This window comes from Pseudomonas alkylphenolica, assembly GCF_000746525.1.
GTDB lineage: Bacteria > Pseudomonadota > Gammaproteobacteria > Pseudomonadales > Pseudomonadaceae > Aquipseudomonas > Aquipseudomonas alkylphenolica.
The window spans coordinates 1121517-1136508 of the sequence record NZ_CP009048.1 but is presented as its reverse complement, the minus strand read 5'-3'; the positions used below and the strand labels follow the sequence as shown (position 1 = coordinate 1136508).

Sequence of the window (14992 nt, the reverse complement as noted above, 5' to 3'; positions counted from 1 at the left end):
TCCGTTGCCAAGCGCCAAGGGAAGGCCAGGAGGCCTTCCCCTCTGCCGGGATCTGCACCATGCCTTACTCGTTTCGTGCCCTGCGACTGGGGCTGATCATTTTCTTCATCCTGGCCGGCACGCTGTTCACCGCTGGCTGGGCGATGCACCACGCCAAACGCCAGTCGATGGTCGAGGATGCCGGCCGGGCCAGCCAGCAACTGGGCTTGTACGCCAACTCGCTGCACACCCTGATCGAACGCTACCGCGCCCTGCCCGCCGTCCTGGCCCTGGACCCGGAGCTGATCAGCGCGCTCAGTGGCCCGGTCACCGAGCAGGTCCAGGACGCCCTGAACCGTAAACTCGAACGCATCAATGGCGCGGCCAACTCCTCGACCCTGGAACTGCTAGACCGCACCGGCCTGGCCGTGGCCGCCAGCAACTGGCGCCTGCCCAGCACCTATGTCGGTTCCAACTACGGCTTTCGCCCCTACTTCAAACAGACCCGCAGCCAGGGCAGCGGGCGCTTCTATGCGGTCGGCGTGACCAGCGGCGTGCCCGGCTACTTCCTCTCCAGCGCCGTGCAGGACGAACATGGCCGCTTCCTCGGGGCCATGGTGGTCAAGCTGGAGTTCCCCGAGCTTGAACGTGAATGGCGCCAGGGCAACGACATCCTGCTGGTCAGCGATGCCCGTGGGATCATCTTCATCGCCAACCAGGACGGTTGGCGCTACCGCCAACTCAAGCCCTTGAGCAGCGCCGACCATGCCGAGCTGGCCGCCACCCGCCAGTACGACAAGCAACAGCTGGTGCCACTGCAGCACCAGGTACTCAGCCGTTTCGATGACGACAGTCACCTGATGCGCGTGCAGGGCCCGGAAGGCAGCACTGAATACCTGTGGGAAAGCCTGCCGCTGGAAGCCGAGGGCTGGACCCTGCACTTGCTGCGCAAACCGCAAGTCAGTGACGACGGGCGCAATGCCGCCCTCTCCGCTGCAGCGGTATGGCTGAGCCTGGTCTTTGCCTTGCTGTTCATCAGCCAGCGCCTGCGCCTGGCACGTTTGCGCCAGCGCAGCCGGGAAGAGCTCAAGCGCCTGGTCGAAGAGCGCACCCGCGACCTGCGCACCGCCCAGGAGGGCCTGGTGCAATCGGCCAAGCTGGCGGCCCTGGGGCAGATGTCGGCGGCCCTGGCCCATGAAATCAATCAACCGCTGACCACCCAGCGCATGCAACTGGCAACCTTGCGCCTGTTGCTCGACAACCAGCGTTACGATGAAGCCCGCCAGGCGCTGGAACCGCTGGAACAGATGCTGACGCGCATGGCAGCGCTCACCGGCCACCTGAAAACCTTCGCCCGCAACAGCCCCAGCGGCCTGCGCGAGCGTCTGGACCTGGCCACCGTGGTCGATCAGGCCTTGCAGCTGCTCGATACGCGGATTCGCGCCGAACAGGTGAAAGTCTCCCTGTACCTGGCCCGGCCGGCCTGGGTGCGTGGCGATGCGATCCGCCTCGAGCAGGTGCTGATCAACCTGTTGCGCAACGCCCTCGACGCCATGGCCGGGAAAAGCTACAAACGTCTGGAAATCCGTATCGAAATCGAGGCCGAGCAGTGGCGCTTGAGCGTCCTCGACAGCGGCGGTGGTATCGCCGCCGAACACCTGGCCAATGTCTTCGACCCGTTCTTCACCACTAAGCCTGTGGGTGAAGGCCTGGGCCTTGGCCTGGCAATTTCCTATGGCATCATTCATGAAGCCGGCGGGCGCCTTACCGTCGACAATCAACCTGGCGGCGCGCGTTTCAGCCTTACCCTGCCCTGTGATCTGGAGCCTTGATGTTCAATTCGGTAATGGTCGTCGACGATGAAGCCAGCATCCGCACTGCGGTCGAGCAATGGCTGAGCCTGTCCGGCTTCAGCGTGCAGCTGTTCAGCCGCGCCGAAGACTGCCTGAACCAACTGCCCGCGCACTTTCCCGGGGTCATCCTCAGTGATGTGCGGATGCCCGGCATGGATGGCCTGCAGTTACTTGAACAGCTCCAGGCCCGCGATGCCGACCTGCCGGTGATTCTCCTGACCGGTCATGGCGATGTCCCCATGGCGGTCGAAGCCATGCGTAACGGCGCTTATGACTTTCTGGAAAAACCCTTCAGCCCGGAAAGCCTGCTGGGCAGCCTGCGCCGTGCCCTGGAAAAACGCCAGCTGGTGCTGGAAAACCACCGCCTGCATGAACAGGCCGACCTCAAGGCACGCCTGGAACTGAACCTGCTGGGTATGTCGCAGGGCATGCAGCAGTTGCGCAGACAGGTGCTGGACCTCGCCAGCCTGCCGGTCAACGTGCTGATCCGCGGCGAGACCGGCAGTGGTAAGGAACAGGTCGCGCGCTGCCTGCACGACTTCGGCCCGCGCGCCGACAAACCCTTCGTTGCGCTGAACTGCGCGGCGATTCCCGAAACCCTGTTCGAAGCCGAGTTGTTCGGCCATGAAAGCGGCGCCTTCACCGGTGCCCAGGGCAAGCGCATCGGCAAGCTGGAGTACGCCAATGGCGGCACGGTGTTCCTCGATGAAATCGAGAGCATGCCGCTGGCCCAGCAAGCCAAACTGCTGCGCGTGCTGCAGGAACAGAAACTTGAACGTCTTGGCGCCAACCAGAGCATCAGCGTCGATTTGCGCATCATCGCCGCGACCAAACCTGACCTGCTCGAAGAAGCCCGCGCCGGACGTTTTCGCGAAGACCTGGCATACCGCCTGAACGTCGCCGAACTGCGCCTGGCGCCGTTGCGCGAGCGGCGTGAAGACATCCCCTTGCTGTTCGAGCACTTTGCCCGCCTGGCGGCCGAACGCGTCGGCCGCAGCGCGCCACGGCTCAGCGGCGCGCACCTGGGACGTCTGCTCAGCCACGACTGGCCTGGCAACGTCCGCGAACTGGCCAACGCCGCCGAGCGTCACGCCCTCGGCCTGGGAGAGCCAAGCATTGCCCAGGTCGAGCCCGGACAGTCGCTGGCCGCCCAGCAGGAAGCCTTCGAAGCGCAGTGCCTGCGGGCCGCCCTGAGCCGCCACAAGGGTGAGATCAAAGCGGTCATGGAAGAACTGCAACTGCCCCGGCGCACGCTCAACGAAAAGATGCAGCGCCATGGCCTGCTGCGCGAAGACTTCCTCGACGCGGATCGCCCGCAATAAGCGGAATCTTGCCGATCAACCATCGGAAGATAAGCGGGTTTCCGCTCACCAGCTTACCAAAACCCTTCTAATCCGGGCCTTTCGCACCTGGCACAGCTCCTGCTATAGCCCTGTCAGGTTGCGTTTCGACGCGCTCCACAAAAACAACTATGAAGGTCCCTTCGATGGATAACTCCAGCACCCTGCCCGCCGGGGCGGCCATTGCGCCAGCCGCGGAAAAAACCACCCGAAGCCGACTCAAGTCGATTTTCAGCGGTTCGATCGGCAACATGGTCGAATGGTACGACTGGTACGTTTACGCCGCGTTTTCCCTGTACTTCGCCAAAGCCTTCTTCCCGGCCGGCGACACCACCGCCCAACTGCTCAACACTGCCGCGATCTTCGCCGTGGGCTTCCTGATGCGCCCGATCGGTGGCTGGCTGATGGGTATCTATGCCGACCGCAAGGGCCGCAAAGCCGCATTGATGGCCTCGGTACTGCTGATGTGCGCAGGCTCGCTGGTCATCGCCCTGACCCCGGGTTATGAAACCATCGGCGTTGCCGCCCCGGTCCTGCTGGTGGTCGCCCGCCTGATGCAAGGCCTGTCGGTGGGTGGCGAATACGGCACCTCGGCCACCTACCTGAGCGAGATGGCGACCAAAGAGCGTCGTGGTTTCTTCTCCAGCTTCCAGTACGTGACCCTGATCTCCGGCCAGCTCATCGCCCTGGCGGTGCTGATCGTCCTGCAACAGACCCTGACCACCGAGCAGCTGTATGCCTGGGGCTGGCGCGTACCGTTCGTGATCGGCGCCCTGTGCGCGGTCGTGGCCCTGTACCTGCGTCGTGGCATGGAAGAAACCGCCTCCTTCACCAAGAAGGAAAAGTCCAAGGAAAGCCTGATGCGCACCCTGATGCGCCATCCCAAGGAACTGGCGACCGTGGTCGGCCTGACCATGGGCGGCACCCTGGCCTTCTACACCTACACCACCTACATGCAGAAGTACCTGGTGAACACGGTGGGCATGAGCATCACCGATTCGACCACCATCTCGGCGGCGACCCTGTTCCTGTTCATGTGCCTGCAACCGATCATCGGCAGCCTGTCCGACAAGATTGGCCGCCGTCCGATCCTGATCGCCTTCGGTGTCCTCGGCACCCTGTGCACCGTGCCGATCCTGACCACCCTGCACACCATCCAGACCTGGTGGGGCGCGTTCTTCCTGATCATGGCGGCGCTGATCATCGTCAGCGGCTACACCTCGATCAACGCCGTGGTCAAAGCCGAACTGTTCCCGACTGAAATCCGTGCCCTGGGCGTCGGCCTGCCTTACGCACTGACCGTGTCGATCTTCGGCGGCACCGCTGAATACGTGGCGCTGTGGTTCAAGAGCATCGGCATGGAAACCGGCTTCTACTGGTACGTGACCGCCTGTATCGCCTGCTCGTTGCTGGTGTATGTGTTCATGAAAGACACCCGCAAGCATTCGCGGATCACCACTGACTGAGGCATGGCCTGAGGTCAACAAAAAGGGGGCGTCCAGCAATGGACGCCCCCTTTTTTCATGTTTAACGCCGCATTAATCCCCCACCCTCATCTTTTCATCATCGCGGGGCAAGCCCGCTCCCACAGGATCTCTGTGACCACAGTGGGAGCGGGCTTGCCCCGCGATGAGGCCCTGACCGCCGCCAAATACATCTAATTATTCGATTTCTATATGCCACTTTTTGCACTATTTAATCAATTTAATAAGCGTAATATCAAACCCATAGAAACAAACAACCTCTCACCACCCCGGAGCAACGACCATGAAAAGCAAACTGATCCTGACCCTGGCCTTCTCGGTACTGGCTGCCAACGCTTTCGCCGAAGACGGCTTCGACCGTACCAACAGCCACAACTTCGGTGCCGTACAAAGCCAGTCGGCGACTTATGCAGAAGATGGTTTTGATCGCACCGGCGGCGCCAAATTCGCTGAAGACGGTTTCGATCGCACCGGCGGCGCCAAATTTGCCGAAGACGGCTTCGATCGCACCCAGGCCCACCGCATCAGCTAATCCCTGATGCGCTGCAGTCAGCCCGGCTTCGGCCGGGCTTAATCGTTTTCAGCCGGGCAAAGCCTTGGCACACTAGGCGCTTACTCACAGGGAAGGCCGCAAGGCCAGCGCAGATGTACTACTACGAACCCGCAAAAGGCCACGGCCTGCCTCACGACCCCTTCAACGCCATCGTCGGCCCGCGCCCCATCGGCTGGATTTCATCCCAGGACACCGAGGGCCGCTTGAACCTTGCGCCTTACAGCTTCTTCAATGCCTTCAACTACATTCCGCCGATCATCGGTTTCTCCAGCGTCGGGCGCAAAGACAGCCTGAACAACATCGAGAAAACCGGCGAGTTCGCCTGGAACCTGGCGACCCGGCCACTGGCCGAGGCGATGAACCAGAGCTGCGCAGCGGTCTCGCCAGAAGTCGATGAGTTTGCCCTGAGCGGCTTGACCCCGGTGGCGTCCAACGTCATCGCCGTGCCGCGGGTGCAGGAAAGCCCGGTGTCATTCGAATGCAAGGTGACCCAGATCATCCAGCTGCAGCGCGCCGATCAGGAACTGGTACCGAGCTGGTTGATCCTCGGGGAAGTGGTGGCGGTGCATATTGCCGAGCATCTGCTCAAGGATGGCATCTACGACACCGCTGCCGCGCAGCCGATCCTGCGCGGAGGTGGACCTGCGGATTATTTCGAGTTGGGCAATCTGTTCAAGATGGCCCGCCCGCAGGTCAACGGCTGAGTTACCAGACCAGCTCGGCGTCGTCGTTGACGTCCTGCAGGCGTTCAAGCTCGGCGCACGCCGCCTCGTCAGCCGCCATGGCGGTCTTGAACGTCTGCCCGTCGAGCACTTTGTGAAACCGCGGCGCGCCGCCCGCGCCCAGGCCTTTGACGGCGATCGCCGCGCAGTAGCCTTCTTCGCCGCGCACAGCGGCCGATACTGCTTCGAACCGGGAAAACTCTTTACGTGCCATGTGCCTCAAATCCACATCGATTGCCTGAAAGCGCCATTCTAACCCGCAGACGGCTCGCCGAAGGTATGCAGGTCCAGGCTGGCGACCACCTGGGCCTGAACCAGTTCGCCGAACAGGTCCAGGGTGGGTGAGGCAAAGTAACCGCTCATCGCCTGCTGATCACGCCAGAAACCACTCAACAGCCACAGATCGGCATCGGCCTGGGACTGTTGCAGGTTGAAGTGCAGGCAACCCGGCGTCTGCCGCGATGGTTCGAGCAATTGGCGCAAGCGCTCGCCCAGTTCCACTGTGCGACCGCTGCTGGCCCGGATAAAAGCAAGGTGGGTGACCGAGTGTGGCGAGGTCATGAGCATCTCTCCTAGAGCAGCCAGTTGTTATTGCCAGGTTGCACAGGTTAGGCGACGTCTCGCGCGCGCCGTTAGGCCATTCCTGTCACACGCTTGCCTGATCCTGCGCGCGGCAGGATCAGGCAAGCAGACGACAGCATCCGGCTAGCGTCGCTGCTTGCACAAACCTATGCTGCTCAGGTCCCTCTCTGGAAGTGCTGCAATGACTACCCTCGACCCCGCCCTGGAACAACAGCGCCAGGAGCTGGCTGATCTGGTGCGCCGTCACGCCCCGCGCAGCATCAGCGTCGAATCGGCCATCGACGACCTGTACCTGGTGCAATACGAAGAAAGTGTGCGCTCCATGCCGGCGCTGGCGCAGCCGGCGTTGTGCATCCTTGCCCACGGCAGCAAGGAAATCTGCCTGGGCGATGAACGCTACGTGTATGACCCGCTGCACTATATGGTGCTCTCGGTGGCATTACCGGCCTGGCTCACCGACGAATGTTGCGTTGCTGCGGCGGTCACGCTTTCCCAAGGGACAATCCAGTATTCGCCATCCGCTCGCGGTACACACACTTCACGGCGTTGCCGATTAAAACGCACGGGTAAGGGTATTTCACGGAACAGACCCTGGATCAAAAATAAGATAGGGAGAGCCATAATAATTGCACCCGCTATCAAAATATTTTGACTGAAGTCAGAGTTGAAATTTCGGGTGAAGTAAGACATGGCCAAGAACGTCATCACTCCCACCCATATCACCATCACCGCCGAACCTATGCTGTAATTACCAATATCGAGAAACACCTCGTTCTTGCGCCAAATGATGTTGAGTACATCCGAGGGCTTTCGACCGGTAGGGATGGGCAGTGGCGCGAAATAGTCATTGCGCGAAAACAGCCGTTTTTTCGTGGTGCCTGCCGGCGGTGTACTCATGTCTTGTCCATGGGTTGCGTCTGCGCGGCCAATTCGGCCTCACGCTTGGCGATGGCGGCTTCCAGCTCCGGGGAGCGCCTGGCCCACTGCTCGGGGGGCAGTGGTTCGGACCATTCGATGATGGCGGGATAGGTTAGATCAGGCGGGTGCGACAGCTTTAAGTTCTGTAGTTTTTCCGCGAGATAGGTCCCCAGCATCGTAATGCAGAATATCCCCCATAAAACATCTATCAGATTCCCCTTACGCAAGTCGGTGATGATCGAACCGATTTGTGTTTCTTCGTAGGGTGCAATACCCACTCGGCTATCAGGCACGGCGTCTGGCCCAATTTCCATGTAGCTGCGCATACACTCCCACAACGCCATTGCGGTGGTGCCACCACCGCAGTTGAAACCCATTGAAAAATGTTTGTTATCGTCTTTGGCCTGTGGGTCGGGGTTTTCAAAGCCAACGACCAATAAGCCCATTGTGTTTTTACCCGCCTGGCTTACCGATGAATGTTGTGTTGCCGCTGCCGTTACGCTTTCCCAAGGGACAATCCAGTACTCACCATCTGCACGCGGTACGCACACTTCACGGCGTTGCCGATTGAAACGCACGGGTAAAGGCGTCTTGCGGAAAAGGCCCAAAATCAAAAAAAATATACCGGGAGCCATGATAATCGCGCCCATTATCAAAGTATCTTGACTGAAGTCAGAGTTGAAATTTCGGGTGAAGTAAGACATGGCCAAGATCGTCATCACCATCGGCCATATCACCATCACCGCCGAACCAACGCTGTAATTGCCGATATCGAGAAACACCTCGTTCTTGCGCCAAATGGTATTGAGCACGTCAGTGGGTTTTTCGCCGGTAGGGATGGGCAGTGGCGCCAGATAGTCATTGCGCGAAAACAGTCGTTTTTTCGTGGTGCCTGCCGGTGGCGTACTCATGTCTTGTCCTTGGGTTGAGAGGTGCTGCTGCTTAACGCCTCACAGTGTTCCGCGGAGAGGGGGTACTCGCAGTAGAGCATCCAGGCGTTGTGGATTTTTTTCAGCGCCAGCCCCGCCAGGGTGCCGTTCAGCACGAGGGTGTCATCGTCCTCCAGTGCTTGCTCGCTGAGCAGACCATTCGGCGTGACGGCATAGCGTTTGAGCGGGCCCTGGTCTTGCCACAGGTACAGAAAGCCGCCGCGCAGGCGGCGTGCTGCCATGGGGTGGCTGCGGGTGGCAACACCGGGTGTGCAACAGGGATGGGTGGCTTGTTCTTCTGCCAGCGCATAGCGCACCGGTACCACGAACAGTTCCGGCTGACTGGCGGGGCATGGCGTTACTGGGCTGTTGATATCTTCATGGGGCATCGCCCTGGCGGCGCGCTCGGCCTGAGCCAGGCGGTCGATCATGTCCAGCTTGTCTGCACTCATGCACTGAGGTCCTTGTCGATGAGCAACTGGCGATGCAGCTCGGTATTCAGGTTATCGAGACGCTGTGCAGGTGAAGCCCCTTTGTCGTCCAGGATCTGGCGGTAAACCGCGTGATCTGCAGCGTTGGGGAAATCATCGCCCAGCGCGGCGTGCAAGTTGGCCCAGCGCGTGATTTGATCGGCGGCACTGTAGCCGTGTCGCTCAGCACTGCGCTGACAGGCCAGGGTCCACTGCTGTTGTGCCGCGGGCTCCAATCCTTGCAGACGCTGGGGAAAGTGCTGCTGGCAATGTTCGATCAACTGCTGGGCAAGACCCTGCCGCTTGGCTGCGCTCAAGTGATCCACCTGTTCCGGGGTAAGCAATAACCAGGGCTTATCCGTGTACTGGGCGATGGGCTGTTCAGGGTTTTCCTGACGAATGAGACCGCCAGGGTGAACCGATTCCGGCAGTAAAATAAGACGGATCGGCCCCATCAACCGATCACGTTGCTGGGGTACCAGGTCTGCCAGCCACAAGTGCGTGATACGGGGGTCGTAGTAGCGAAAAAAAACCCTGACATCGCCCTCGACGCGGGCGTGAATCAGGCTGCGCAGGTGTTGCAACACAGCGGCCTCATCCACTTCGGACTCCAGCCAGATACCCGCCGTCGCACGCCACTCTTCGGTAAACGTGTGTGCCAGCGGGCTGTTCGGCACTACCGGCACCAACACCGGGCTAACCGTTACCAGGGTGCTGTAGGCAGTCTGTTGATACAGCGCGTGAAACGCCGTACTGCCTGCAAGCTCAAACAGGCGGCTCGGCAGATTATCGATCAGGGCACCGTCCAGCAGCAGATAAGCCTGACTCATGCCTTCACCTCCGATAGCTTCTGACACACGGCACAGAGGGGCGCGGCTTGCTCAGCGGCTTGCACCAATGCCGTTTTTTGGGCAACCAGTGACAGCGCCACCGGCGCCTCGGAGAGTATCGATACGGCCGAAAGGGCCTGCTGCGCGGGAACGCCCAAAACCGGCGTCCCCCCCAGAACGATGGGCACGCTGCTGAAAATACCGCCGGGCCCTATGACAAGGTGCTGACCGCCGCCTTTCAAGGTGATGCTGGCCCCGGCATCGAGGACAACCTGGACCCCTGCCTTGAGGTGGGTTTGCTGGCCGGCTTCAGCCACCAGCGTTTGCCCGACGCGGGTATGGCTGCTGCTGGCGACCTGCAAATAGTCGTTGGCTTTGAGTTCGATCTTGCGGTCGGCGGTGACGGTGCGCTGGTCTTCGGCTTCCAGCACCGCAATGCTGTTGCCCTTGATGGTTTCCCGGCGTTCATTGCCGACTTCCAGGCGGCTGTCGTTCTCGATCTTTTGCGCCAGGTCGCGCTGGGCGCGCAGGTAGATCAACTCCTGGCCACTGCGGTCTTCAATCGACAGTTCGTTGTAACCGCCGCTGGCGGGTGAGCTGCGGCTGCGCAACACGGTTTTGGTTTTGTTCGCGGGCAAGGGATAGGGCACCGCCGTGCGGGTATTGGGCACACAGCCAGTAATCAACGGCTGGTCGGGGTCACCTTCCAGAAAGGTCACCAGCACTTCCATGCCGATGCGCGGGATGGTCACCGCGCCGAAGCCCTCGCCGGCCCAACTGGATGAAACCCGTAACCAGCAACTGCTCTTGTCGCTGTTCAGCTCGGCACGGTCCCAATGGAACTCGACTTTTACCCGGCCATGCTCATCGCAAAAGATTTCTTCGCCTTCAGGCCCAGTGACACGGGCGGTCTGGCTGACCAGTACCGATTTTCGGGTGACCAGCGGTGGCCGATAGAACACGTCCCAGGGAATGGCGCTGAAAGTGTTGCGGTAGCCTTGGCTGAAGCCGTCTTCGGGCTGGTCGTCGTTGGTAACTGATTCCTCAAGCACCTGCGGCTGTTTGCCTTTGTGGCTTACGCTGAGCAATAGCCACAAGTCGTTGCTCGCTTTGCGCGGGTGTTCGCGCAGGTCGAAGAAATGACCGCTGCGCAGGCTCGGCTGATCGCTTTTGCCTTCGGCCAACTGGTAGTCGCTGCGATGCCGTTCCAGGGCCAGACGGGCAAGCTGCTTGCCACGCTCTTCGGTTTCGATCGCCGTGGGGTAGCGGTAATCTTCAAGCGCCGGCGTGAACTCGGCGGTGGAGTGGTTCTCCACTAACCGGCTTGGGCGTTTGAGGTCGTAGTCTCGCCGGGTGACGGTAGTGGTCCGGGTGCTGAAGCGCTGGGAGAACTGGCTGATGACCGGGTGATCGGCCACCAGACCGGCGCCTTGCTGATACGGGGTTGCCCCCAGTTTGGGAAAAAAGACCTGATCGTCGGTGAACACCAGCCGATGACCGTCCGGGCTGTGCTGGTGATGCCAGGCAATGCCTTCTTCACTGCACAGCCTCATGATGAAGCTGAGGTCATCCTCCCCATACTGCGTGCAGTATTCGCGCACCGGGCGGGGGCTGACATGGAAGCTAAAGGCATCGGCCTGAATGCCATGGCCCTGGAGCACCTGAGCGACGATCTGCGGCACCGTCAACTGCTGGAAAATCCGCTGGTTGTGGCTGAACTGCAAGTAATGCAGGGCCGGGACCAGAGTCAGCTGATACCGCGTCAGGCGCTTGCCCGGCTCGCCGACCCTGACATCTTCGATACGGCCGTGGATACCTTCGCCATTCAGGCCAAACTGAAGGAACGCCGGCTGACTGAGCAGGCTTTCCAGATCGAAGTCAGGGTACTCGCTGACCAGCTCGACCTGGATTGCGTACAAGGTACTGATAGTTTCAGTACCGTCAAAGGCCAGTACCTTGAAATCGTTGCGGACAGAAGGGATCAACAATGCGAAGTGCGCAGCATTGGCCGACGCGAACATACGCTTATCCTTAAGCTGAAAAGTGAAAGCAGAGCGCGATGCCCAGGCGAACGCCTGGGCAAGCTCAAATTTCAGCGCACGCTAACAAGGCGGCAAAGGAATTGATGTAAGACACTTCCTAAAGCTCGTGGGATTTTTCGCTTTCTCGCACGATCAGCGACCAGCAACGCGTGGGTATGCCCCGCGAAAAGGTCTATACCGCTCTCACCACATGCTTGACCTCTTGAAAGGCACTCAACCCCCAAGGCCCAAGCTCCCGTCCGATACTGCTCTGCTTGTAACCACCCCAGGCCGTCTGCGGGAAGATCACCTGCGGTGCATTGATCCACACCAGTCCGGCTTCAAGGGCGTTGGCCACACGCTCGGCGGCGCTCAGGTCGCTACTGACCACACTGGCCACCAGGCCGAACTCACTGTCATTGGCCAGCGCCACGGCTTGCGCTTCGCTGGCCACCGGCCGCACGCAAAGCACCGGGCCAAAGATCTCCTCACGCCACAGCGCACTGTCCAGCGGTACGTCGGTGAATACCGTGGGGGTGATGAAATACCCGCATGGCAACTGTATTGGCCGCTCACCACCGCACAGCAGTCGCGCGCCAGCTTCCAGGCCCGCCGCGATGTGCTTGCGTACACGCTGGTACTGCGCCTGGTTGACCAGTGCGCCCATTTCATTGTCGCCGGCAAACGGATCGCCGACGCGGATCGCCTCGGCCCGGGTTTTCAACCGCGCGATAAAGTCCGGATACAAGGCTTCGGCAACCAGCACCCGGCTGGTAGCCGAACACATCTGCCCGGCATTGAAGAAGCCGCCCATGCAGGCCAGTTCCACAGCCAGTTCCAGGTCTGCCGACTCCAGTACCAGCAAGGACGATTTGCCGCCCAGCTCCAGGCTCACGCCTTTGACGGTTTCCGCCGCCCGCTGCATGACCTGCACGCCCACCGCATTGCTGCCGGTGAAGGACACCTTGGCAATGCGTGGATCGGCCGCCAGGGCGGCGCCCACTGCAATCCCGGTCCCACAGACCAGGTTGAACACACCCTCCGGCAATCCGGCCTCGGCAATCATGCAGGCCAGCTCCAGCTCCGCCAGCGGCGTCACTTCCGAAGGCTTGAGCACCACACAGCAGCCGGCGGCCAATGCTGGCGCCAGTTTCCACGCGGTGGTGACCATGGGGAAATTCCACGGCACGATCAGCCCGACCACGCCACACGGCTCACGCCGCAACCGCGCGACGAAATCGTCACTGGGCAGTGCCACCGGGCAGTCCTGCCCGGCATCCAGCTGATCGGCAAGCTCGGCGTAATAGCGGAAGGTGGCGATGACATCGTCCACGTCCATTTGCGCTTCGGCAAGCGGCTTGCCGTTGTTGCTGGCCTGCAGGAAGACCAGGCGCTCGCGACGCGCCTCGACCCCCTCGGCAATCGTCCGCAGTACCGATGCACGCTCGGCACCGGTGCTGCTCGACCAGCCCGCGAATGCAGCCCGCGCCGCCTGGGTCGCGCGCTCTACCGCCGCACCGTCGCCACCGGCCACTTCCGCCAGTTGCTGCTCGTTGCTCGGGTTGATCACCGTCAGGGCTTGCGGACCGTGCTGCCAGACGCCGGCGATGTAGACACCAGGAAGCTTCATCATGCTGGCACCACCTGCATCCAGTGAGTCTGATCGATTTCGATCAGGCTCGGCCCCTTGCGGTCACACGCCTGGCGCAGCGCCTCACGCAATTGCTCGACATCGCCTACGGCCTGGGCGGCACAACCCAGGGCCTTGGCCACGCCGATGAAGTCCGGGGTGTGGATGTCCACGCCCACCGGCTCGATGGCACGGTTGACCATGTACTTCTTGATTTCCTCGTAGCCCTGGTTGTTCCACAACAGGACGATCAGCGGCACCTGCGCCTCGGTAGCGCTGGCCAGTTCCGGCAGGGTGAACTGCAGGCCACCGTCACCGATCAGGCAGATCACCGGTGCGCGGTTTTCAATTGCTTCGGCGCTGCCCAACCAGGCGCCCATGGCCGCAGGCAAGGCGTAACCGAGGGTGCCGTAACCGGTGGAGGCGTTGAACCAGCGCCGCGGCTGATCCATGTCCAGGGTAAGGTTGCCGGTGTATACCGGTTGCGTCGAGTCGCCGACCAATACCGCATTCGGCAAGGTCTCAAGCAGGGTCTTGAGCATGCGCGTCTGGCTGTGCATCGGCAGATCCCAGTCGGCCAGCAGCCGCTCACGCAAGCGTGCGGCGCGGCTGGCGCCCCATTCGGCAGCGCGTACCGGCGCAGGCTGTTCGGCGAGCGCCACCAGCAGGGCTTCGGTCGCCACCGTGGCGTCGGCCACCAGAGCGATCTCTGGCGGATAGTTGCGCACGGTCTGGTCCGGGTCGATATCGATGCGCAGCAAACGCCCCGGAATCTCGAAGCCACCTTTGAAGGTTACGTCATAGTCGGTTTCGGCAAGCTCGGTACCGATCGCCAGCACCACATCGGCTTCGGCGACCAGCTCACGGGTCGCCACCAGCGACTGGGTCGAACCGATCTGCAACGCATGGCTGGCCGGCAGCACGCCTTTGGCGTTGATGGTCAGCGCCACCGGGGCCTGCAGGTATTCGGCCAGGCGGGTCAGCACGGCACTGGCATCAATCGCCCCACCACCGGCGAGAATCAGCGGACGCCGGGCGCTGGCCAGCAACGCGGCCATTTGCGCCACGGGTGCCGGGGCAGCGCCAGCACGGGCAATACGTACAGGGGCACTGGCCAGCAGGTGATCGGCGTCTTCAACCAAGACATCCAGCGGAATCTCGATATGCACCGGACGTGGCCGCGCGCCATCGAATACGGCGAATGCGCGGGCCAGGACCATCGGCAAGTCATCGGCACTCATCAGCGTATGAGAGAACGCCGCCACCCCGGCCACCAGGCTGCCCTGGGCCGGCAGTTCATGCAGCTTGCCGCGCCCGCCACCAAGCTGATTGCGCGACTGTACACTGGAGATCACCAGCATCGGTATCGAGTCGGCATAGGCCTGGCCCATCGCTGTGGTGATGTTGGTCATCCCCGGGCCGGTGATGATGAAGCAGACGCCCGGCTTGCCACGGGTACGCGCATAGCCATCAGCCATGAAGCCTGCGCCCTGCTCGTGACGTGGGGTGATATGCCGGATAGAGGAACGCGCCAGCCCGCGGTAGAGCTCGACGGTATGCACGCCGGGAATCCCGAAGACATGATCGACGCCGTAGCCTTCAAGGAGTTTGACCAGTACTTCACCGCAAGTTGCCATGTTCGTCTGCCTGTTATTGTGCTGAAAACAGGCTTTATTGGACC

The 14992-nt window shown here is 61.4% G+C and carries 12 protein-coding genes and 3 pseudogenes; 6 read left to right on the top strand and 9 right to left on the bottom strand.

Features of this window, described 5'->3' with window-relative positions; translation table 11 throughout:
- Positions 1 to 59 precede the first annotated feature (59 nt).
- The 5 genes and pseudogenes from PSAKL28_RS05305 (at position 60) to PSAKL28_RS05285 (ending at position 5913) form a co-directional block, all read left to right on the top strand.
- Positions 60 to 1811, top strand: a complete 1752-nt coding sequence (locus PSAKL28_RS05305; protein ID WP_038607529.1) for a sensor histidine kinase — start codon at positions 60 to 62, stop codon at positions 1809 to 1811.
- Positions 1811 to 3154, top strand: a complete 1344-nt coding sequence (mifR, locus tag PSAKL28_RS05300) for a two-component system response regulator MifR (RefSeq protein ID WP_038607526.1) — start codon at positions 1811 to 1813, stop codon at positions 3152 to 3154. Before PSAKL28_RS05305 ends, mifR begins: the two co-directional genes overlap by 1 nt.
- Positions 3155 to 3318: 164 nt before the next feature.
- Positions 3319 to 4638 (top strand): MFS transporter, encoded by a 1320-nt coding sequence (locus tag PSAKL28_RS05295; RefSeq protein ID WP_038607523.1) that lies wholly within the window; start codon positions 3319 to 3321, stop codon positions 4636 to 4638.
- A gap of 301 nt (positions 4639 to 4939) precedes the next feature.
- A pseudogene (locus PSAKL28_RS05290) lies at positions 4940 to 5185 on the top strand (hypothetical protein); the annotation flags it as partial.
- 116 nt (positions 5186 to 5301) lie between these two features.
- Positions 5302 to 5913, top strand: a complete 612-nt coding sequence (locus tag PSAKL28_RS05285; RefSeq protein ID WP_038607517.1) for a flavin reductase family protein — start codon at positions 5302 to 5304, stop codon at positions 5911 to 5913.
- Position 5914: 1 nt separating this feature from the next.
- Here PSAKL28_RS05285 and PSAKL28_RS05280 read toward each other — a convergent pair whose 3' ends face one another.
- On the bottom strand, positions 5915 to 6145 hold the full coding sequence (locus tag PSAKL28_RS05280; RefSeq protein WP_038607515.1) for a hypothetical protein: 231 nt from the start codon (positions 6143 to 6145) through the stop codon (positions 5915 to 5917).
- 38 nt (positions 6146 to 6183) lie between these two features.
- Positions 6184 to 6492 (bottom strand): antibiotic biosynthesis monooxygenase family protein, encoded by a 309-nt coding sequence (locus PSAKL28_RS05275; RefSeq protein ID WP_038607512.1) that lies wholly within the window; start codon positions 6490 to 6492, stop codon positions 6184 to 6186.
- 202 nt (positions 6493 to 6694) lie between these two features.
- Between PSAKL28_RS05275 and PSAKL28_RS26700 the strand changes: the two are divergent.
- Positions 6695 to 6958, top strand: a pseudogene (locus PSAKL28_RS26700) (AraC family transcriptional regulator N-terminal domain-containing protein); the annotation flags it as partial.
- On the opposite strand, the pseudogene PSAKL28_RS28055 reads toward PSAKL28_RS26700, so the two are convergent.
- The 7 genes and pseudogenes from PSAKL28_RS28055 to PSAKL28_RS05235 all read right to left on the bottom strand — a co-directional run.
- Positions 6946 to 7410 (bottom strand): annotated as a pseudogene (locus PSAKL28_RS28055) (hypothetical protein); the annotation flags it as partial. The pseudogenes PSAKL28_RS26700 and PSAKL28_RS28055 sit on opposite strands and share 13 nt — an antisense overlap.
- Positions 7407 to 8342: a hypothetical protein gene (locus PSAKL28_RS05260; RefSeq protein WP_038607507.1), complete on the bottom strand. Its 936-nt coding sequence runs from the start codon at positions 8340 to 8342 to the stop codon at positions 7407 to 7409. The gene PSAKL28_RS05260 and the pseudogene PSAKL28_RS28055, both read right to left, overlap by 4 nt.
- Positions 8339 to 8812 (bottom strand): toxin VasX, encoded by a 474-nt coding sequence (locus tag PSAKL28_RS05255; RefSeq protein ID WP_038607504.1) that lies wholly within the window; start codon positions 8810 to 8812, stop codon positions 8339 to 8341. The genes PSAKL28_RS05260 and PSAKL28_RS05255 overlap by 4 nt, the downstream gene beginning before the upstream one ends.
- Entirely contained in the window at positions 8809 to 9660 is an 852-nt protein-coding gene (locus PSAKL28_RS05250; RefSeq protein ID WP_038607500.1) for a DUF4123 domain-containing protein, read from the bottom strand. Before PSAKL28_RS05250 ends, PSAKL28_RS05255 begins: the two co-directional genes overlap by 4 nt.
- Positions 9657 to 11681 carry a type VI secretion system Vgr family protein gene (locus tag PSAKL28_RS05245; protein WP_038607496.1) on the bottom strand — a complete coding sequence of 675 codons (2025 nt, stop codon included), beginning with the start codon at positions 11679 to 11681 and terminating at the stop codon, positions 9657 to 9659. The genes PSAKL28_RS05250 and PSAKL28_RS05245 overlap by 4 nt, the downstream gene beginning before the upstream one ends.
- Positions 11682 to 11874: 193 nt before the next feature.
- Positions 11875 to 13314 carry an aldehyde dehydrogenase family protein gene (locus PSAKL28_RS05240; RefSeq protein ID WP_038607493.1) on the bottom strand — a complete coding sequence of 480 codons (1440 nt, stop codon included), beginning with the start codon at positions 13312 to 13314 and terminating at the stop codon, positions 11875 to 11877.
- Positions 13311 to 14948: a 5-guanidino-2-oxopentanoate decarboxylase gene (locus PSAKL28_RS05235; protein WP_038607491.1), complete on the bottom strand. Its 1638-nt coding sequence runs from the start codon at positions 14946 to 14948 to the stop codon at positions 13311 to 13313. The genes PSAKL28_RS05240 and PSAKL28_RS05235 overlap by 4 nt, the downstream gene beginning before the upstream one ends.
- Positions 14949 to 14992 lie beyond the last annotated feature (44 nt).

Excerpts from the sequence above, each read along its gene's own strand:
- PSAKL28_RS05240 (WP_038607493.1), bottom strand. The coding sequence starts at position 13,314 with ATGATGAAGCTTCCTGGTGTCTACATCGCCGGCGTCTGGCAGCACGGT.
- PSAKL28_RS05245 (WP_038607496.1), bottom strand. The coding sequence starts at position 11,681 with ATGTTCGCGTCGGCCAATGCTGCGCACTTCGCATTGTTGATCCCTTCT.
- PSAKL28_RS05280 (WP_038607515.1), bottom strand. The coding sequence starts at position 6,145 with ATGGCACGTAAAGAGTTTTCCCGGTTCGAAGCAGTATCGGCCGCTGTG.
- mifR (WP_038607526.1), top strand. The coding sequence starts at position 1,811 with ATGTTCAATTCGGTAATGGTCGTCGACGATGAAGCCAGCATCCGCACT.
- PSAKL28_RS05255 (WP_038607504.1), bottom strand. The coding sequence starts at position 8,812 with ATGAGTGCAGACAAGCTGGACATGATCGACCGCCTGGCTCAGGCCGAG.
- PSAKL28_RS05250 (WP_038607500.1), bottom strand. The coding sequence starts at position 9,660 with ATGAGTCAGGCTTATCTGCTGCTGGACGGTGCCCTGATCGATAATCTG.
- PSAKL28_RS05295 (WP_038607523.1), top strand. The coding sequence starts at position 3,319 with ATGGATAACTCCAGCACCCTGCCCGCCGGGGCGGCCATTGCGCCAGCC.
- PSAKL28_RS05285 (WP_038607517.1), top strand. The coding sequence starts at position 5,302 with ATGTACTACTACGAACCCGCAAAAGGCCACGGCCTGCCTCACGACCCC.
- PSAKL28_RS05235 (WP_038607491.1), bottom strand. The coding sequence starts at position 14,948 with ATGGCAACTTGCGGTGAAGTACTGGTCAAACTCCTTGAAGGCTACGGC.
- PSAKL28_RS05260 (WP_038607507.1), bottom strand. The coding sequence starts at position 8,342 with ATGAGTACGCCACCGGCAGGCACCACGAAAAAACGACTGTTTTCGCGC.
- PSAKL28_RS05305 (WP_038607529.1), top strand. The coding sequence starts at position 60 with ATGCCTTACTCGTTTCGTGCCCTGCGACTGGGGCTGATCATTTTCTTC.
- PSAKL28_RS05275 (WP_038607512.1), bottom strand. The coding sequence starts at position 6,492 with ATGACCTCGCCACACTCGGTCACCCACCTTGCTTTTATCCGGGCCAGC.